At 52.5% G+C, this 19040-nt stretch carries 16 protein-coding genes; 8 read left to right on the top strand and 8 right to left on the bottom strand.

Annotated elements, in window-relative coordinates; translation table 11 throughout:
* Nucleotide 1 precedes the first annotated feature (1 nt).
* On the top strand, nt 2–811 hold the full coding sequence (locus KCG43_RS14655) for a TSUP family transporter (protein WP_192013617.1): 810 nt from the start codon (nt 2–4) through the stop codon (nt 809–811).
* Nucleotides 812–932: 121 nt separating this feature from the next.
* On the opposite strand, the gene dbpA is transcribed toward KCG43_RS14655, so the two are convergent.
* Nucleotides 933–2309, bottom strand: a complete 1377-nt coding sequence (gene dbpA / locus KCG43_RS14650) for an ATP-dependent RNA helicase DbpA (RefSeq protein WP_218385853.1) — start codon at nt 2307–2309, stop codon at nt 933–935.
* A 267-nt stretch (nt 2310–2576) separates the two neighbouring features.
* Nucleotides 2577–3620 carry a hypothetical protein gene (locus KCG43_RS14645; protein ID WP_218385820.1) on the bottom strand — a complete coding sequence of 348 codons (1044 nt, stop codon included), beginning with the start codon at nt 3618–3620 and terminating at the stop codon, nt 2577–2579.
* 324 nt (nt 3621–3944) lie between these two features.
* Here KCG43_RS14645 and KCG43_RS14640 point away from each other — a divergent pair, with 324 nt between their 5' ends.
* On the top strand, nt 3945–4220 hold the full coding sequence (locus KCG43_RS14640) for a hypothetical protein (protein ID WP_218385818.1): 276 nt from the start codon (nt 3945–3947) through the stop codon (nt 4218–4220).
* Nucleotides 4221–4286: 66 nt separating this feature from the next.
* On the opposite strand, the gene KCG43_RS14635 is transcribed toward KCG43_RS14640, so the two are convergent.
* From KCG43_RS14635 to KCG43_RS14610, 6 genes are all read right to left on the bottom strand, one after another.
* Nucleotides 4287–5219 (bottom strand): hydroxymethylglutaryl-CoA lyase, encoded by a 933-nt coding sequence (locus KCG43_RS14635; protein ID WP_218385816.1) that lies wholly within the window; start codon nt 5217–5219, stop codon nt 4287–4289.
* An 18-nt stretch (nt 5220–5237) separates the two neighbouring features.
* Nucleotides 5238–7433: a biotin carboxylase N-terminal domain-containing protein gene (locus KCG43_RS14630; RefSeq protein WP_370630693.1), complete on the bottom strand. Its 2196-nt coding sequence runs from the start codon at nt 7431–7433 to the stop codon at nt 5238–5240.
* Complete coding sequence (locus KCG43_RS14625; protein WP_218385814.1) at nt 7426–8355, bottom strand: enoyl-CoA hydratase-related protein; 930 nt, start codon at nt 8353–8355, stop codon at nt 7426–7428. Before KCG43_RS14625 ends, KCG43_RS14630 begins: the two co-directional genes overlap by 8 nt.
* 25 nt (nt 8356–8380) lie before the next feature.
* Entirely contained in the window at nt 8381–9988 is a 1608-nt protein-coding gene (locus KCG43_RS14620; protein WP_218385812.1) for a carboxyl transferase domain-containing protein, read from the bottom strand.
* Nucleotides 9989–10066: 78 nt separating this feature from the next.
* Nucleotides 10067–11236 carry an isovaleryl-CoA dehydrogenase gene (locus tag KCG43_RS14615; RefSeq protein WP_218385810.1) on the bottom strand — a complete coding sequence of 390 codons (1170 nt, stop codon included), beginning with the start codon at nt 11234–11236 and terminating at the stop codon, nt 10067–10069.
* Nucleotides 11237–11330: 94 nt separating this feature from the next.
* The gene (locus KCG43_RS14610; protein WP_370630697.1) at nt 11331–11711 is read right to left on the bottom strand and encodes a MerR family DNA-binding transcriptional regulator; all 381 of its coding nucleotides are present in this window, start codon (nt 11709–11711) and stop codon (nt 11331–11333) included.
* A gap of 212 nt (nt 11712–11923) precedes the next feature.
* On the opposite strand from KCG43_RS14610, the gene KCG43_RS14605 reads away from it, so the two are divergent.
* The 6 genes from KCG43_RS14605 to mmsB all read left to right on the top strand — a co-directional run bounded on the left by KCG43_RS14605 (nt 11924) and on the right by mmsB (nt 19033).
* A complete protein-coding gene (locus KCG43_RS14605) occupies nt 11924–13204 on the top strand; it encodes an acetyl-CoA C-acyltransferase (RefSeq protein ID WP_218385806.1) in 1281 nt (426 codons plus the stop codon).
* A 59-nt stretch (nt 13205–13263) separates the two neighbouring features.
* Nucleotides 13264–14760, top strand: a complete 1497-nt coding sequence (locus tag KCG43_RS14600; protein WP_192013634.1) for a CoA-acylating methylmalonate-semialdehyde dehydrogenase — start codon at nt 13264–13266, stop codon at nt 14758–14760.
* 24 nt (nt 14761–14784) lie between these two features.
* Nucleotides 14785–15939 (top strand): acyl-CoA dehydrogenase family protein, encoded by a 1155-nt coding sequence (locus KCG43_RS14595; protein ID WP_192013636.1) that lies wholly within the window; start codon nt 14785–14787, stop codon nt 15937–15939.
* Nucleotides 15940–16023: 84 nt separating this feature from the next.
* A complete protein-coding gene (locus KCG43_RS14590; RefSeq protein ID WP_218385850.1) occupies nt 16024–16818 on the top strand; it encodes an enoyl-CoA hydratase in 795 nt (264 codons plus the stop codon).
* Nucleotides 16819–16912: 94 nt separating this feature from the next.
* Entirely contained in the window at nt 16913–18064 is a 1152-nt protein-coding gene (locus KCG43_RS14585) for an enoyl-CoA hydratase/isomerase family protein (protein WP_218385804.1), read from the top strand.
* A gap of 54 nt (nt 18065–18118) precedes the next feature.
* Nucleotides 18119–19033: a 3-hydroxyisobutyrate dehydrogenase gene (gene mmsB, locus KCG43_RS14580; protein WP_218385802.1), complete on the top strand. Its 915-nt coding sequence runs from the start codon at nt 18119–18121 to the stop codon at nt 19031–19033.
* Nucleotides 19034–19040 lie beyond the last annotated feature (7 nt).

Raw genomic sequence — 19040 nt, 5'->3', positions numbered from 1 at the left:
TATGTTGGAATCCATAACCTTTGTTCCCTCAGACAGTGTATTAATTATGCTGTTCTGTGCGGCATTTATTGCCGGTATTGTCGATGCTATTGCTGGTGGTGGCGGTTTAATTACGGTTCCGAGTCTCTTGCTGGCAGGTGTGCCGCCGCTGACGGCTCTCGGTACTAACCGCTTACAGGCCGTTATTGGTGAACTGACGTCTTTTGTGACCTATTTGTGGCACAGAGAAGTGAACCTCTCCGGCCTGTTGCTTGGCATGATAGCGACGGCAATAGGAGCAACGGCGGGTTCTTTTGCCGTCAGCTTGTTCCCGGCTGATATTCTGAGGGCGCTGCTGCCCATACTGATGGTGGCTATCACTGTTTATTCCATTTTGTCTAAACGTCTGAAAAATGTCGTTGCTGAACAGGCGAAGGTGTCTTCCCGAACTTTCATGCTGTCTATGGGGCTGATCATTGGTTTCTATAATGGTTTCTTCGGGCCGGGCACAGGTGCGATCTGGATGATCGCGTTTGCAATCTTGCTGGGATACACGATCAAACAGGCCAGTATTGCCACTAAACCATTAAATCTGATGGGTAATCTGGTTTCGCTGATTTTCTTTATCTCAATCAGCAGCGTGAATTATCAGATCGGACTGGTCATGGGCGTCGCTCAGGTGCTGGGGGCTGTGCTGGGCAGCAAAGTGGTGATTCGCAATGGCGACAGAGTCGTGCGGCCGATATTCATCACGGTCACTTTATTGATGACGGTTAAACTGATTTACGAAACAGGTACAGGGCCAGTGCTTGCTTTCGTTGCCGGACACTGAGCGTCTAACGGCAATATGTCCTGAAAAAAACGGACCGTCATAGTTAATGACGGTCCGTTTTTCTTGTCTACGGTCTGATGGCTAAGCCAACAGCCAACAGCCAACAGTCAGCAATCAACAATCAGCGTAAAGCTCTGGCCCGGTAAGAGCGGCTTTTGATTTTATCGCTGGTGATTTTAGCGAGCGCTTTTTTCATGACTTTTCTGTCAACGGCAACATAAGCACGAAAATCGGTAATGTGAATTTTTCCGACTTGCGTACCTTCAATACCGTTATTGCTTGTGAGTGCGCCCAGAATGTCACCAGGACGCAGTTTTTGCTTCTTGCCGCCATCAATCTGGATAGTGACCATGGCAGGTGCCGCAGGTGTATTGTTCAGTAATGTCGTTGGCGGCAAGGGATCGCTGGTGATCTCGCGCTCGAAATGATCAGCAAGCAACGCCATTTTGTAGCCATCTTTTTCGCCATAGAAGGTATACGCGTTACCCTGGCTGCCGGCACGGCCTGTTCGGCCGATACGGTGAATATACACTTCGGTATCGTGGGCCATGTGGTAGTTAAAGACAGCGTCCAGAGCATCAATATCCAGTCCGCGGGCGGCAACGTCTGTGGCAACTAAAATACAGGCGCTCTTATTGGCAAATTGCAGCAGCGTCTGATCTCTGTCTCTTTGTTCCAGATCGCCGTGCAGCGCTAACACGCTGAAGCCTGAATCGGCCAGCTCATCTGCGACTTGCTGTGTTTCGCGCTTGGTATTACAGAACACCACGGCACTTTCCGGTTGCTTATCCAGCAGCAGCAGACGCAGCGCCTGCATGCGTTCTTTGTTGTCTTCCAGACGGAAAAAGGACTGGGCAATGGTGCTTTTTTCATGCGTCGAGGCGACTTTCACCATCACAGGTTTGTGAAGGATTTGTTCCGCGACAGACTGGATCTGTTTGGGAAACGTTGCACTGAACAGCAGGGTTTGTCGCTGTTGCGGGGCCTGTTCAATGATGGCATCCAGTGCGGGCTGGAAACCCATTTCCAGCATGCGATCGGCTTCATCAAGCACCAGCATATTCAGATGGCTTAAGCTTAAACGGCCGCGCTCTAAGTGATCGAGCACGCGGCCAGGCGTGCCGACAATAATATGGGCACCGTGTTCAAGAGAGCCGATTTGACGGCCCATAGGCACACCGCCACACAATGTCAGTACCTTGATATTGTGAATACCACGAGCCAGAGTACGGATGTCCTGCGCGACCTGATCGGCCAGTTCGCGGGTAGGGCACAGCACCAGCGACTGCACTCGAAAACGTTTTACATCCAGTTTGTTCAGCAGACCCAATCCAAAAGCGGCGGTCTTACCTGAACCGGTTTTACCCTGGCCGATAACATCGCTACCGTTCAGAATTGACGGCAGGCTTTGTGCCTGAATCGGCGTCATAGAAGTAAAACCTATAGTGGCGAGGTTTTCCAACAGTTCAGGCTTCAATGACAGTGCTGAAAAAAGCAGCGGGTTATCGTTCGACGGAGTCGAAGCAATGTCGGCATGGCTCAAGGTATGTGTCCTGTAATAGGTGGTTAATATGACTAACCACGAAGAAATAGGGGGTTAGCACGATCTGCCATTAAAGTTAGCTGTGTTCATGATAAACGCCGAACCGTGCTTATAGGCATAATGGCCGCTATTGTACCAACCCAGACTGTGCTTCGCCTTAACTATTCGTTCTGGTACTGATTTGTTACACACTGGCTTTGTGTGGTTTACCCTGTCGTAACATCAGGGCCGCGGAATGCTGCGGTAGAGCTGGTTAAATTGCCGGTTTTTGGTGAAATACAGTTCTATTTCGGCCAGCAGGCCAGGATTGGCTTTATAGTCGAACTCTTCCTGGAAGTTGATTGTTGGCGTTAATTTCATATACAGCCAGTTTTTATGCAGCCGCCGCTGCCAGCTGAAAGCGAGCCAGGCGTTTTCAACCGCCAGATCAGGCCGGCTGTTGGCACTCACGCCTATGGTGTAAGTGAACAGATTACGGCTGCTGACTCTGTCATAAATCTCTGCAAGGTTAACGAATTGCCAGTTATTGTCATCATCGAGAAATTGTGCGCTGGTGCCGGCTCTGAGAATGGTCAGCTCTGTGGGATCGACAGTGTAATAGAAGTCAGCAGAAGTGACGCTGCCGGGGCCTCGGCTGTGGAAATAAAAAAACTCCTGCTGCAGTAAGGCTGTCCAGCCTTCGCCCAGTTTGTCTACGCGCCGGAAATGTGCCCGGGTAAAAGGATCTAACGGTAAACGCAGTTTCAGACCGATATCAAAATCGGCATACCACTCGCCAATCTGACGGCTTTCAAGCCGCACGCCGCCAATGGCCCCCCGATTGCCGGTTCGGGTTGTTTCCACCAGTCCCCGCTCTTTGTCTTCGAGACTTTCGAAGTCTTCAGGATCCGTTTCAAAGATCAGTTTCCAGTTTTTTTCGGTGTGGGGAAGATCCATCCGCAGCGATATGCTTGAATCAAATTCAAAGTATTCCCTGTGCGAGTAGTTAGGCTGAATGCGAATCCGCAGGTAGCTTTCATTGATCATAGGCTCTTCATCGTCTTCCAGACTGAGGAAGTGGTCAATATTTGAGCTCATATCGATAATGGTTTCTGACAGCGATGTTTGAGTTTCTTCCAGCCAGCCTGAAAAAATAATGTCTTCCGGACCGTCTTCAGGAAGCAGCCGGGGATCTGTCTCTGGCAGGTCATCTGCCAGGCATACCACAGGCAATGCAAGCCAGATGGCAGGTATCAGTAGGGTGCTGAAAAGTAGCAGACATCTCATGTAAGCCCTCGAAACCGAATGCTAACAAATTGAAACTCAAGCCAATTGAGTATAGCTATCAGGGATAGGGTGTAGCCATTTAATATTGAGAATAAAAAATTCGAAGGTGATCTAAGTTTTGTAAGCAACAAATGAAATTAACAAGTGGGCGCGTAATCAGGATGTGCGGAAAACGCTTTTGCCGCGGTGAGTTATCGCAAATAGGAATGATTTACGAATATTTTGCCCTTCAACCGGCAACTTTATTGTCACAGAACTGGGCTACACTAATCTGGATTAGAAAATCTATACATGCCTGTATGGGTTATTGTGGTGAGGTGTAAGATGGATATGTCAGATTTTGATGGAATCAAACGTGATATCTCACTAAAAGTAGAACATATTTTCGAAGTCTACGAAAAAGAACATTATTGCATGCCGACAATGGAAGAATTTCGGACCATGTTTAATGAACATATTGATCAGTATGTCGGGCCTGATGATTCGCTGAAAGGCGCCGGGTTGAACATGTCATCTGATACCAAGCAACGACGTGAGCAGAAGGTATGGCGAGTGGTGAATGAGCTGGAAGCAGAACAGCGATTTTTGCGTTCTGACTGACGTTTTCACCGGAGTAGAAAACATGACCAGTAATAAGGCTGGTCATGTTTTTTTATAAGCTATCTGTTATCTGTCTGAGTCGCCTGCTAAAAGTGCCAATGCTGTATTTGAAGCAGGGGGTTTGCCCAATTGCTTGCAAATGAACTCACCCGCCTGAGCCAGCTTCATGAGATCGACCCCCGTCGATATTCCGGATTGCTCACAAAGGTAAACCACATCTTCGGTGGCTACATTACCGCTTGCGCCCGGAGCATAAGGGCAACCGCCGAGACCGGCGACACTGGCATCCACAGTGCTAATCCCCATCAAAAGCGCCTGATAAATATTCGTCAATGCCTGTCCCCAGGTGTTATGACAATGCACCGCCAGTGCATCGGCAGGGATATGGGAGAGGCAGGCGTCCAGCATACGTGCAAAGCGCAGCGGCGTGGCTTTGCCGACCGTATCACCCAGTGACACTTCATAACAGCCCATCTGGTACAGCAGTCTGGCGACATTGGCAACTTGCTCAGGCGTTGTCTGCCCGTCGTAAGGGCAATCGGTGACGCAGGACAGATAACCACGTACACGAAGTTGATGCTCTCTGGCTCTCAGTAACACAGGCTCGAACCGAACCAGGCTCTGGGCAATACTGCAGTTGATATTCTTCTGGCTGAAGCCTTCCGACGCTGAAGCAAAAATGGCAATTTCGTCAGCGCCGGCCGCAATGGCGAGATCAACACCTCTGGCATTGGGGGTCAGGGCTGAATAAACAATTCCCGGCGCTCTGTGAATGCGCTGGAACACTTCGCTTGAGTCGGCCATCTGTGGCACCCATTTCGGTGAGACGAAAGAGCCGGACTCAATGTGCGTCAGCCCAGTTGCTGACAGCATATCAATTAGCTGAATTTTATCGCTGAGGCTGACATTGGCTTCATTCTGAAGGCCGTCTCGCGGGCCGACCTCGACGATTTTTACCCGACTCGGCAGATCGCTGGTGGCAGGAAAAAAAGCTGTCATTATTTACACACTCTGGTTTCAATCGGCTGAATCGGTGGCCGGGCTGAGCTGAACCAGCTCCTGGCCATGCTGTACCTGATCACCTGTGCTCGCCAATACGGACAACACCTGGCCTTGATGGGGGGCGCGCACTGTGTATTCCATCTTCATGGCTTCAATCACAATCAGTCCCTGATCTTTGTTTACCTTGTCTCCCGGCTGGCACAGCACGTCAACCACTATGCCATTTAACGGCGCCGTCGGACTGTCTTTAGCGCCGGACTCATGCGGGCCAAAGGTCGGCCGAAGCTGATAAGCGTACTGTTCCTGTCCGGTGAAGGTCAATACAGTCTGTGCAGCACTATCGAATACCAGACGGACATGTTCGCGCTTTCCATCGTTCTCAAGCGTGACGTCCGTGACATGCTGAACGGATCTTGTTGACAGCAAGCGCAGGGACAGCGGGGATAACACCAGTTCTTCACTGTCAGTATGCAGCGTTCGGGCCACTGAACAGCGGCTAAGTAATACATGATGGTGATCGTCTTTGTCTGTGACGAAGCTGAAAGTGTTGGCCGCCATTTCTGTATCATACAGAGTGATCAGCTGTTGTGCTGCTTGGTTTAGCCGCCAGCCGGACTGGTGGTCCATATCGTTCTGAATCACGCACAGACTGGCGGCACTGAGCACCAGATTCCGGGGTAACTGATATTCAGCGCCGTCCGGTGTTTGTACATTGATAACGCTGGCAGCCGCTGTCTGCAGGGAATCCTGATAATGCTCGATGAAATGTGTGGTCAGTTGGCCCTGAGTGAAAGAAGGGTGGGCCAGAATCCGCTGCAGATACTGGATATTGGTGGCAACACCGCCAATCTGGTACTGAGACAAGACAGACTGTAACTGATGGATAGCAGAAGCCCTGTCTTCACCCCAGGCAATGACTTTCGCCAGCATAGGGTCGTAATAAGTAGTGACAGTGTCACCTTGCGCGATACCACTGTCGATACGTGAGCGGATCGCTTGCGCTTTACCGACAGAAAACGCGCCTGATTCCGGCTCGCTGAGAAAGTGAACCAGACCTGAGGCCGGCAGAAAGTCTTGCTGCGTGTCTTCAGCATACAGCCTGGCTTCCACGGCATGACCCTGATGACGGATCTCAGACTGGGTAAGCGGCAAAGGCCTGCCTTCGGCTACCCGGATCTGCCATTGCACCAAATCCTGCCCTGTGATCATCTCAGTAACCGGATGCTCAACTTGTAATCGGGTGTTCATTTCCATGAAGAAATAGGTTTGCTGTCGGGCGTCATACAGAAATTCGACAGTACCGGCTCCGACATAGTCGATGGCTTGTGCGGCCTGAACCGCCGCTTCGCCCATATGCTGGCGCAGTGAGTCGCTGAGGCCGGGTGCTGGGGCTTCCTCAATAATTTTCTGGTGGCGTCGCTGGACAGAGCAGTCACGATCTGAGAGATAAACACAGTGGCCATGCTGATCGGCAAAAATCTGGACTTCGATATGACGGGGTTCGGTCAGGTATTTTTCTAACAGTAATCTGTCATCGCCAAAAGCGGATTTTGCCTCCCGTTTCGCTGACAACACAGCCTCGGCGAGATCGCTCTGCTGGCGCACGATTTTCATCCCTTTACCACCACCGCCCAGCGCCGGTTTGAGGATGACAGGAAAACCTATGCGTGCTGCCTCGGTGGTTAAATTTTCAAGGCTGTCGTCATCGCCATGGTATCCGGGTAACAGTGGGACGCCAGCCGTCTCCATGATGGCTTTAGCATCTGATTTTGAGCTCATGGCCGCCATAGCATCCGGACCGGGCCCGACAAAGATAATGCCATGCTGCTGGCAGGCCTTGGCAAACGCCACATTTTCCGAGAGAAAGCCGTAGCCCGGATGAACAGCGTCAGCCTGAGTGGCTGAAGCGGCTTTGATCAGTTTATCAATGGCGAGATAGGAATCCAGCGCAGGGGATGGGCCGAGATATATCGCCTCGTCCGCCATATTGACATGTTTGGCATGGCGATCGGCATCAGAATATACCGCGATAGTGGTTATCCCCATTAACTTGGCGGAGTGAATTACCCGACAGGCAATTTCTCCCCGATTGGCAATCAGCAAGCGACGAATGGGGGTCTGCGCGCTGTCCATTTCGCTTACAGCAGTGTGCTGGGCGTGCAGAGCCGGATGCTCGGAAACGGGGTGCAGCAAATCGCCTGGTTTACTCATTGTGCTCTCCTTGCCCTGAGGTGTTGTGTTTCACCCAGGCTGGGCGACGTTTATCAAAAAAAGCGTTCAGTCCTTCCTGTCCCTGAGAGGAAACGCGAATATCGGCGATCATTTCGCTGGTTTGTCGGATAAGGGCTGCATCAATTGGCTGCTGTTCGCAAAGCTTGCACAGGGTTTTGACCTGAGTCATCGCCGCCGGACTGTTCGCCAGCAAGCGGTTGAGGGTCAGTTGCAGCAGGTTTTCCAAGGTTCCAGAGCCGGTAGAGTTATCCGTGTCTGCGCCACTGTCATTGGCACTGACATTACGACTGACCTCATGAAGTATGCCAAGCTGATGCGCCATGTCAGCATTCATGGTTTCAGCGGTCAGCATCAGCCGTCTGGCATGCCGTTGTCCTATGGTGCGGCAGACATAGGGACCAATGGTTGCCGGGATGAGTCCGAGTTTTACTTCGCTGAGGGAAAAGCGCGCATCCTGACTGCCCAGGGCAATGTCGCAACAGCAGATCAGGCCCAGAGCGCCGCCAAACGCCGAACCCTGCACCAGGGCAATGGTCGGATGGGGGAAGGTATCCAGTTCATTCATCAAAAAGGCCAGTGCCTGCGCGTCGTTCAGATTGTCATGGCGTTTTTTCCGGGCCATGGCTTTCATCCAGCGCAAATCAGCACCGGCCGAGAAATGTTTTCCCGCTGCGCGCAACACCAGCACGGAGACCTCTGAATGACTCGCCAATTGCTGAAGATAATGCCGGATTGCCGCAATCAGCTGGTCATCAAAGGCGTTTGCTTTATCCGGGCGATTCAGTGTGAGTGTGGCAATCCCCTGACGGCTGATAGTACAGAGCACAGGGTCACTGGCTGTCGCATGGAGAATTTCTGCGGTATCGCTGTATTGAAATACCGGGGTAATTATAGAGGTCATGATCCATCCTCACAGTCGTCGGCTGTTACATTCGGAATATGCCAAATTGTGTGCTTTCAACAGGCGCATTGGCTGCCGCTTGCAATGCCATACCGAGTACATCCCGGGTTTGCGCGGGATCGATAATGCCGTCATCCCACAGGCGTGCACTGGCAAAATACGGTGATCCTTCTTTTTCATACCGTGCTTTAATCGGGGCTTTGAAGGCTTCTTCCTCTTCAGCCGACCATGTCTCGCCATGACGCTGTTTGCTGTCCCGCGTGACCTGAGCCAGTACACCGGCTGCCTGATCACCGCCCATCACGGATATCCGGGCGTTTGGCCACATCCAAATCATAGTGGGATCATAAGCACGGCCGCACATGCCATAGTTACCTGCGCCGTATGACCCTCCGATGATGACAGTGAATTTCGGCACATTGGCACAGGCAACCGCCATTACCATTTTGGCACCGTGCTTGGCGATTCCTTCCGCTTCATATTTTTTCCCGACCATAAATCCAGTGATGTTTTGCAGGAATAACAAAGGGATGTCGCGCTGGCTACAAAGCTGAATGAAGTGCGCCCCTTTTTGCGCGGATTCAGAAAACAGAATGCCGTTGTTGGCAACAATGCCGATGGGGTATCCGTGTAATCGTGCAAAACCGCAGACCAGTGTTTCGCCGTACAGGGCTTTGAATTCATCAAAATCTGACCCATCAACCAGTCGGGCGATGACTTCTCGGACATCAATTTGTTTGCGCAGATCGGTGCCGACAATGCCGTAGAGTTCGCTGGCAGGATATCGGGGAGGCAGAACAGAGGTTGGTTGCTCAGCCACTGACGCAGGGCGGTGACAACTGGCGACAGCCTGTCTGGCTAATGCCAGAGCGTGGCGCTCATCATCGGCGTAATAATCAGCAACGCCGGATGTTTTACAGTGCACATCGGCCCCACCCAGTTCTTCCGCGCTGACATCTTCACCGGTGGCTGCTTTTACCAATGGCGGACCTGCCAGAAAAATGGTGCCCTGATTTTTTACCATAATGGCGACATCAGCCATGGCAGGCACATAAGCACCGCCTGCGGTACATAAGCCAAGGACGATGGCAATCTGGGGGATTCCTTTGGCCGACATTCTGGCCTGATTGAAGAAGATCCGCCCGAAGTGATCTTTGTCCGGAAAGACTTCAGCCTGATGGGGAAGATTAGCGCCGCCCGAATCCACAAGATACAGACAGGGCAAGTGGCAGCGTTCGGCAATTTCCTGTGCCCGTAAATGCTTTTTCACGGTAATCGGGTAATAGGTGCCCCCTTTAACGCTCGGGTCGTTGGCAATGATCATCACATCTGCGCCGGACACGCGACCAATACCAGCGACAACGCCCGCGCAGGGTATGGCCTCATCATAGACTTCCCAGGCCGCAAACTGGCCGATTTCAAGAAAGGGGCTGCCTGAATCCAGCAAACTGTCGATACGTTCTCTGACGGGGAGTTTGCCTTTTTTGCGTTGTCTGGCCTGCGCGTTCTGACCGCCGCCCTGCAACTGAAGAGCAAGGCGAGTGTGAAGCTCATCAACCAGCTCAGCCATGGCTTGCTGGTTGTTCTGGAATTGTGAGTCATGTGTCTGGATATGACTGTCTATGATTGCCATGATGCCGTGTCCCTGTTAACTGTCTTATGGTGACTGTGTTCTGGCGGCTGTCTTCTGCAATAGTCGTTAAAATCCTGTTTAACGGCTTTGTTCAAATAACTCCCGGCCGATCAGCATGCGACGAATTTCCGATGTACCTGCACCAATTTCATACAGCTTGGCGTCCCGCAGCAGGCGACCAGCAGGAAACTCGTTGATATAGCCGTTTCCGCCCAGCAGTTGTATCGCATCCAGCGCCATCTGAGTGGCCAGTTCAGCGCAATAAAGAATGACGCCCGCGGCATCCTGGCGAGTGGTTTCTCCGCGATCACAGGCCGCAGCCACAGTGTAAACATAGGCACGGGCTGCGTTCATCCGCGTGTACATGTCCGCCATTTTGGCTTGTACCAGCTGGAATTCCCCGATGGATTTTCCGAATTGTTTTCTGTCGTGGATATAGGGCAGACACACATCCAGACAGGCTCGCATAATACCCAGCGGCCCGGCAGCCAGCACCACGCGTTCGTAGTCCAGGCCGCTCATCAGCACTTCGACGCCTTTGTTGTGCTGGCCCAGCAGGTTCTCCGCCGGCACTTCGCAGTCGGTAAACACCAGCTCACAGGTGTTGGAGCCGCGCATGCCTAATTTGTCGAGCTTCTGGGCGCGGGTGAAACCGGGAAAGTCACGTTCAATGATAAAGGCGCTGATGCCTTTCGACCCTGCCTTGGGATCGGTTTTTGCGTACACGACAAAGGTATGGGCATCCGGTCCATTGGTGATCCACATTTTGTTGCCGTTCAGAATGTAGCGATCGTCTTTTTGGTCTGCCCTGAGCTGCATGCTGACCACATCGGAACCCGCGTTGGCTTCACTCATAGCCAGCGCGCCGACCTGCTTACCACTGATGAGGCCAGGCAGATATTTTTCTTTCTGCGTCTGGGTGCCATTGCGGAAAATCTGATTCACACACAGGTTGGAATGTGCGCCGTAACTGAGCCCGACCGAGGCCGAAGCCCGGCTGATTTCCTCCATGGCGACCACATGCGCCAGATAGCCCATACCAGCCCCGCCAAATTCTTCACTGACAGTCACCCCCAGCAAACCCATTTCACCCAGCGCAGCCCATAAGTGGGAGGGAAACTGGTTGTCTTTGTCAATTTGTCCGGCAATGGGAGCAATGGCATCGGCGGCGAAGTGGTTGACGTGATCGCGTAGCATATCCAGTGTTTCACCGAGGCCAAAGTTGAGCGGGGTAAACAGGTCTTTCATAGGATCTCCTTTATCCGGTAACCGGACTGGTCCTGAGAAACGGCTGTATTCTCAACAAGATGTCGTGATGCTCAGTTGGCGATTAGCCAACGGGCTATTTTTCTTTCGTTTTACCGTTCAGTGCCAGTTTACATCGGCTTTTGGCGGCGTTCAGTTCTTCCATGACAACCCTAATGTCGTCTAACTGGCGTTGAAGTTTGTGCTGTTTTTCGTCGATCATTGTGATCATTTGCCGCAATTGGCCGTCACTTTGGTTGGTATCGTACAGGTCAAACAGCTCGCGGATTTCGGCCAGCGAAAAACCCAGTCGCTTTCCGCGTAGAATTAATTTCAGCCGTGTTTTGTCCCGCCGCTGATAGATGCGTATGGCACCTTCTCTGTCTGGCTGGAGCAGCCCCACATCTTCATAAAAACGAATGCTGCGGGTGGTGATACCAAACTCTTTGGCAAGTTCACTGATCTTAAAGGTGTTCACCACGCTGCTGTCCTCTCGTTGCGGATTAAGCGGGACTGAATAACCGACTGTCACAGAGTGGAGTCAGAACGCTGGCCAGGCCGGCATCATGGCAACAATTCTGTACGCCTATCAACCAAATAGAAGTGATACTGTTGTTGTTTTGTTTCTTAACGTTTACGTAAATGTTAGTGCTATGCTTACGTAAACGTCAAGAAAAGTGGAGCCGGGTAATGGAAACCACCACCAAGACAGCCGCACCCCAACGCGGCGAGTCTCAGCAACCGGAAAAGGAAGTCTGGATAGTGTCTGCCAAGCGAACTCCTCTGGGCAGTTTTCAGGGGCAGTTTTCTTCTTTGTCGGCAACAACACTGGGGGCGTATGCGATAAAAGGCGCACTGGAAAGCATTGGTATTTTCGCCGATGAATTAGCCCCCGATCAGCCCGATGGTCTGAACATTGACGAAGTGCTGATGGGCTGTGTACTGCCGGCCGGCTGTGGTCAGGCGCCGGCCCGTCAGGCGGCACTGAATGCCGGTTTACCCATTTCTACAGGCTGCGTGACAGTAAATAAAGTGTGCGGATCCGGGATGAAAACCGTGATGCTGGCTGCGGATATGATCCGTGCCGGCAGTATTCACACTGCGGTGGCCGGAGGCATGGAAAGCATGACCAATGCACCGTATCTTCTTCGGCAGGCAAGGGGCGGTTTTCGCCTCGGGCATCAGACAACGGAAGACCACATTTTTCTGGATGGTTTACAGGATGCTTACGAAGGCGAACTGATGGGCGTGTATGCACAGCAGATTGCCGATGCGATGCAATTCAGCCGCGAAGACATGGATGACTGGGCTGCAATGTCAGTAGAGCGGGCGCGTCTGGCGATAGAGCATGGCTGGTTTGATCAGGAAACCTGCCCGGTGGTGGTGGCGGATCGTCGCGGGGAGCATCTGGTGAAAACCGATGAGCACCCCAATGAAGTCGATCCGGCAAAGATCCCGCAGCTTAAGCCGGTATTTGCCAAAGACGGCACAGTGACTGCCGCTAATTCCAGCTCCATTGCCGATGGCGCAGCCGCGTTGCTGATGATGGACAGTGAAACTGCCCGCCATCATGGTTTATCGCCCATAGCGATCATTCGCGGTCAGACAACCCATGCACGCCTGCCGTCTGAATTTACCCTGGCACCGGTAGACGCCATCCGTCAGTTGCTGGGTCGTCTGAACTGGTCAGTCGATGAGGTGGATCTGTGGGAAATCAATGAAGCGTTTGCGGTCGTTACGCAAATTGCGGTGCGTGAACTGCATTTAAATGCCGACAAGGTCAATATTCATGGTGGCGCCTGCGCCCTGGGGCATCCGATAGGGGCCAGTGGCGCACGAATCATCGTCAGCCTGATACATGCCCTTCGTCGACAACAGCAGGAAGACGGCGCCGTCTGCAAAGGTATTGCCTCGTTATGTATTGGTGGCGGGGAAGCCACAGCAATCGCTATCGAATTACCGGCTCAGTAATTATTCGTGCCTGGCAGCGGTGACGCCAGCTATGGAAAGACAGGTGAGAGGACGTGAAAATGATTGAGAAAGTACCTCTGTTTATTGAAGGAAAATTTTGCCAGTCGCAGTCAGATGAATGGATTGATGTGACTAACCCCGCGACCAACGAGGTCATCGCCCATCTGCCTTGCGCGCTGACATCCGAGATCGATAAAGCCATCGCCAGTGCCAAAGCCACCTTTGAGAAATGGAAAACTGTGCCCGTGCCTGAACGGGCCAGACTGATGCTGAGTTACCAGCAACTGCTCAAAGCACACCATGATGAATTGGCCTGTTTGCTCTCCAGTGAAACCGGCAAAATTCTGGCCGACGCCAAAGGGGATGTCTGGCGCGGAATTGAAGTGGTTGAACAGGCGGCAAACATTGCCAGCCTGATGATGGGTGAAACCACTGAAAATGTCGCCACTAACATCGATACTTACTCGCTGATTCAGCCACTGGGTGTTTGCAGCGGTATTACGCCGTTCAACTTCCCGGCCATGATCCCGCTTTGGATGTTCCCTTTGGCTATCGCTGCCGGTAATACCTTCATACTTAAACCTTCCGATCAGGTGCCTCTGACATCAGTCAGGCTGGCTGAATTGTTCGAACAAGCCGGTGCGCCTCCCGGTGTGCTGCAGGTCGTACATGGCCGCAAAGCCCAGGTTGATCATCTGCTGGAACATCCGGATATCCGTACTGTGTCTTTTGTCGGCTCAGTGCCGGTCGCACGCTATATCTATCAAACCGGTACACACAATCTGAAACGTGTTCAGGCGTTCGCGGGTGCGAAGAACCATCTGGTTGTCATGCCTGATGCGAACAAAGAACAGGTGATCAACAATCTGGTGGGGGCGTCCGTCGGGGCGGCTGGTCAACGTTGTATGGCAATTTCGGTTGCCGTGTTTGTTGACGGTGCAAAAGCCTGGATTCCCGAACTGAAAGAAGCCATGGCAGCCATGAAGCCCGGCGGCTGGGATGAGGAAGATGCCGCTTACGGTCCTCTGATCAGCGCGGAGGCCAAAACGCGGGTACTGCGACTGATTCAGGAAGGCAAAGCGCAAGGGGCGGTGTGCGAGCTGGATGGTACTGAATGCACAGTGAAAGATTACCCGAATGGTAACTGGGTCGGGCCGACGTTATTCAGTGGCGTCACCCCGGAAATGAGCATTTACCGCGAGGAAATTTTTGGTCCTGTGCTGGTCTGTGTCGAAGCGGCTTCGCTTGAAGAAGCGATTGCACTCATCAATAACAACCCTTACGGAAACGGGACGTCTATTTTCACCGCCAACGGCGCGGCGGCGCGCAAGTTTCAGCATGAGATTCAGGTTGGTCAGGTGGGTATCAATGTGCCGATTCCTGTGCCATTGCCTTTCTTTTCATTCACGGGCTGGCGCGGCAGTTTCTATGGTGACTTACATGCTTATGGCAAGCAGGCCGTCCGTTTTTACACCGAGACCAAAACGGTGACAGCGCGGTGGTTTGATGACGACATCCCGAAAGGCCCTAACCTGACTATAAATATGGATCATTGATGATTACCTGTGCCGGAGTAAGCGATGGATTTTGAACTCAATGAAGATCAGCGTGCCTTTGAAGAAGCAGCACGTCAGTTTGCCAGGGAGCAGTTATTACCTATGGCTGCCAGCTGGGACGAAACCTCTACTTTCCCCAAGGATGTGTTGCGTCAGGCCGGTGAAATGGGATTTCTCAGCCTGTATACACCGCCGGAGCAAGGTGGCATGGGGCTGAATCGGCTGGATGCCTCCGTCATCTTTGAACAATTGGCGATGGGCTGCACCTCAACCACAGCGTTTATGACGATACACAATATGGTGAGCTGGATGGTTGCCAGTTTCGCGACCGATCAGGCCAGAACTGAATGCTGCCCGAAACTGAGCTGCGGTGAATGGCTCGGATCTTATTGTCTGACTGAAGCTAACGCAGGTTCTGATGCGGCATCGCTGACGACCAAGGCGGTGCGTATAGGGGATCATTATGAGATCTCTGGCGCTAAAGCCTTTATTTCCGGTGCCGGAGATACGGATTTGCTGATTGTGATGGCCCGAACCGGTGAAGCCGGGCCTGACGGTATCTCGGCGTTCATAGTGCCGGCCGGTGCTGAGGGTATCAGCTATGGCCGCAAAGAACCTAAGCTGGGCTGGCACAGCCAGCCAACACGCGCGGTGACATTCGATAAAGTCCGGATTCCGGCTTATTACCTGCTAGGTGAAGAAGGCCAGGGATTCAGATTCGCCATGAAAGGCCTGGATGGCGGCCGGATCAACATAGCAACCTGCTCCGTGGGTACCGCGCAGCAGGCGCTGAATCTGGCCCGCCAGTACATGACAGAGCGCAAACAGTTTGGTAAACCGCTGGCTCACTTTCAGGCCCTGCAATTCAAACTGGCCGATATGGCGACTGAACTGGTGGCGGCCCGTCAACTGGTGCGATATGCCGCCAGCAAGCTGGATCGCGGCGATCCGGAAGCGACGGCGTATTGCGCCATGGCAAAACGCTTTGCAACCGATGTGGGTTTTGCGGTCTGTGATCAGGCGTTGCAGCTCTATGGCGGCTATGGCTATATCCAGGAATATCCGATTGAACGCCATTTCCGCGATGTGCGGGTACATCAGATTCTGGAAGGAACCAATGAAATCATGCGCTTGATCATCGCGCGCCGGTTATTGAACGACGATACTGCACTGCTTTGAATCGTTGTGCTCAGTCCACAGGCAAGAAGTTACCCAAACTACGTAATCACAGAGTACGCAATTAAAGATAAAGAGGGCGGGATGATGCACCCACTGACACAAACAAACGGCCCGATTGAAGTGACGATTGATGGCCATGTTGCAGTACTGACCATGAATAATCCGCCAGCTAACACCTGGACGGCAGACAGTCTTCATCAGCTGAAATCTCTGGTCGAAGCACTGAATGCAGACAAATCCATTTATGCCTTGGTGCTGACGGGAAAAGGTGAGAAATTCTTTTCTGCCGGTGCCGATCTCAAACTCTTTGCCAGCGGCGATAAAGGCGTGGCGGCTGACATGGCCTATTGCTTCGGTCAGGCCTTTGAAACATTGTCGTCGTACCGGGGTGTCTCGATTGCTGCGATTAACGGTTATGCAATGGGCGGTGGCTTTGAAGTGGCGTTAGCCTGCGACATCCGCATTGCTGAGGCCCATGCGGTGATGGCATTGCCGGAAGCCAGTGTTGGCCTGCTTCCTTGCGCTGGTGGTACGCAGAATCTGGCCTGGCTGGTGGGTGAAGGCTGGGCAAAACGTATGATTTTGTGTGGTGAGCGGGTGGGCGCCTCGCAGGCGCTGGACATCCGTCTGGTTGAAGAAGTGGTGGCGTCAGGGCAAGGGCTGGAGACGGCAATGAAACTGGCGGCGGAAGTGGCTAACCAGTCCCCGACAGCGGTCACAGCCTGTAAGGCATTGATACAGCAAGCAAGGTTTGCGCCTTTACATCAGGGGCTCATTCAGGAAAGGGAGCGTTTTGTCCGCCTGTTTGATACAGCCGATCAACAAGAAGGCGTGAATGCGTTTCTGGAGAAACGTGCACCTGTCTGGAAAAACGAATAATACAGAAAGACTGGATGTCGTGTCCGCCACAATGGTTCTGGCAGACACGCAGGATGGAAAGATCATGAATGGAGAATTCATGAATGGAGAGATCATGACAGGAACAATCAAATTTAACGAGCTGGAATGCGCAGACGGCTCCCGCATTGGTGTCGCGGCACTGGAAAACCCCGCAGCACTGAATGCACTGACACTGCCAATGCTCAAGCAGTTAAGCATTCAACTGGCTGACTGGGAAAATGACAGCAATATCGCGTGTGTTTTTCTTCACAGCGAGCACAGCAAAGCCTTTTGCGCCGGCGGTGACGTGCGCGCCATGTACCATGCCATGATTGAAGCCGATGCCCACAAGCAGGCCGGTGAAAGCGGCGCATCACCTGAAGCTTTTCTGACTGAATATTTCAGTGTTGAGTATCGCTGTGATTATCAGATCCATCAGTACAAAAAACCGCTCATCGTATGGGGTGAAGGCATTGTAATGGGCGGTGGTATCGGTCTGTATATGGGGGCGAGCCACAGGGTAGTGACGCCGACCAGCCTACTGGCGATGCCGGAAGTCACGATTGGCTTGTATCCGGATGTTGGTGGCACCTGGTTTCTGAATCAGTTACCTCCCGGCATTGGCCTGTTTTTGGGGCTGACGGGGGCACGTGTGAATGCCAGCGATGCCCTCGATCTGAAAATGGCGGATTATATTTTATTGTCTGAGCACAAACAGGCCGTGCTTTCCGGTTTGCAGGCGATTGACTGGCAGCAGGCTGGGGAATCAGACCTGGCGGTCACAGCGTGTTTGGGTCAATTAGCGGAAACCGCGAAACCAGCATGGCCGCCCAGCCAGATGATCCCGTATTTTCCTCAGATTCAGGCTGCCAGCGTAGGGCGAGACCTGAACGAAATCTGTCAGCAAATTCAGGCCATTGACGGCTTAGGTACCTGGCTGGAAACTGCGAAATCAACCCTGAAACAGGGCAGTCCGGTTACGGCGCATATTTGCTACCGGCAAATGACGGACTACAAAGCCCTTTCTCTGGCTGATTGTTTCCGCCTTGAGCTTGGTTTATCTGTTCGCTGCGGCATGCTGGGCGAGTTTCAGGAAGGCGTCCGGGCACGATTGATTGATAAGTGCGGCGAACCGAAATGGATTTTCCCCAATGTGTCGGCAGTAGATAGCAGCGTGATTGATGATCTCTTTGCACCCATGTGGAGTGATGATGATCACCCGCTGCGCAACTTAGGCGTAGAGTAATACCTGCACCCAACGCATAGAGCCGTGCTTACAGAGTCTGAACAGGAGTGTGTTATGGCAGCAATAGCATTTATTGGATTAGGCAACATGGGCAGCCCGATGGCGAGGAATTTACTCAGCGCGGGTTATCACGTCAATGTTTACGATATCAATACTGATGCGGCTCGTAAGCTGGAAGATGAGGGGGCTAAGGTGGCGTCCTCTTTAAAAGAAGCAGTGGCCGGAGCGGATACCGTGATCACCATGCTGCCGGCAGGTCAGCATGTCCATGATGTCTATCTGGGGCCAAAAGGACAGCCTGAAGCCGGCCTGTTCAATCTGGTTTCATCCGGCACTTTTCTGATTGACTCTTCCACTATTGATCCCGCAACGGCAAAAGAAGTGGCCAGCCATGCCCAGCAGCATCAGCTGGAGTTTGTTGATGCTCCTGTCTCTGGCGGTGTTGCCGGTGCAGAAGCCGGTACGCTGACATTCATCGTCGGTGGAACGGATTCAGCTTTTCATCGCGCCGAAGCGGTTCTGCAGCATGTGGGAAAAAATATTTTCCATGCGGGACCGGCCGGTGCCGGGCAGATGGCAAAAATCTGTAATAACCTGATGCTGGCCGTTCAAATGGCGGGTGCCTGTGAAGCGATTAATCTGGGCATGGAAAACGGATTGGATCCCAAGGTGCTGTCGGACATCATGCTGCAAAGCTCCGGCCGTAACTGGGTACTGGAGCTTTACAACCCTTGTCCTGGGGTGATGGACAATGCACCTGCCAGTAAAGGTTATCAGCCTGGGTTTATGAGTAAACTGATGCTCAAAGATTTGGGATTAGGCATGGATGCTGCACTGCAAAGTCAGACGTCGGTGCCAATGGGAGCACTGGCTCGCAATCTGTATGCGTTTCATAATGCGAACGGCAATGAACAGCGCGATTTTTCCAGCCTGTTTGAGTTTTATCACGGTGAAGTAAAACAACATTAAAGTGAAA

It is taken from the genome of Photobacterium sp. WH24 (assembly GCF_019204055.1).
Lineage (GTDB): Bacteria > Pseudomonadota > Gammaproteobacteria > Enterobacterales > Vibrionaceae > Photobacterium > Photobacterium arenosum.
This window is presented reverse-complemented; position numbering and strand designations above follow the sequence as displayed.

Bases quoted from the DNA above. Each gene is read 5' to 3' on its own strand.
- KCG43_RS14640 (WP_218385818.1), top strand. From the start codon at position 3,945: ATGGATATGTCAGATTTTGATGGAATCAAACGTGATATCTCACTAAAA.
- KCG43_RS14590 (WP_218385850.1), top strand. From the start codon at position 16,024: ATGCACCCACTGACACAAACAAACGGCCCGATTGAAGTGACGATTGAT.
- KCG43_RS14600 (WP_192013634.1), top strand. From the start codon at position 13,264: ATGATTGAGAAAGTACCTCTGTTTATTGAAGGAAAATTTTGCCAGTCG.
- KCG43_RS14605 (WP_218385806.1), top strand. From the start codon at position 11,924: ATGGAAACCACCACCAAGACAGCCGCACCCCAACGCGGCGAGTCTCAG.
- KCG43_RS14585 (WP_218385804.1), top strand. From the start codon at position 16,913: ATGACAGGAACAATCAAATTTAACGAGCTGGAATGCGCAGACGGCTCC.
- KCG43_RS14615 (WP_218385810.1), bottom strand. From the start codon at position 11,236: ATGAAAGACCTGTTTACCCCGCTCAACTTTGGCCTCGGTGAAACACTG.
- KCG43_RS14595 (WP_192013636.1), top strand. From the start codon at position 14,785: ATGGATTTTGAACTCAATGAAGATCAGCGTGCCTTTGAAGAAGCAGCA.
- KCG43_RS14625 (WP_218385814.1), bottom strand. From the start codon at position 8,355: ATGACCTCTATAATTACCCCGGTATTTCAATACAGCGATACCGCAGAA.
- KCG43_RS14635 (WP_218385816.1), bottom strand. From the start codon at position 5,219: ATGACAGCTTTTTTTCCTGCCACCAGCGATCTGCCGAGTCGGGTAAAA.
- KCG43_RS14630 (WP_370630693.1), bottom strand. From the start codon at position 7,433: ATGAGTAAACCAGGCGATTTGCTGCACCCCGTTTCCGAGCATCCGGCT.
- KCG43_RS14655 (WP_192013617.1), top strand. From the start codon at position 2: ATGTTGGAATCCATAACCTTTGTTCCCTCAGACAGTGTATTAATTATG.
- KCG43_RS14645 (WP_218385820.1), bottom strand. From the start codon at position 3,620: ATGAGATGTCTGCTACTTTTCAGCACCCTACTGATACCTGCCATCTGG.
- KCG43_RS14620 (WP_218385812.1), bottom strand. From the start codon at position 9,988: ATGGCAATCATAGACAGTCATATCCAGACACATGACTCACAATTCCAG.
- mmsB (WP_218385802.1), top strand. From the start codon at position 18,119: ATGGCAGCAATAGCATTTATTGGATTAGGCAACATGGGCAGCCCGATG.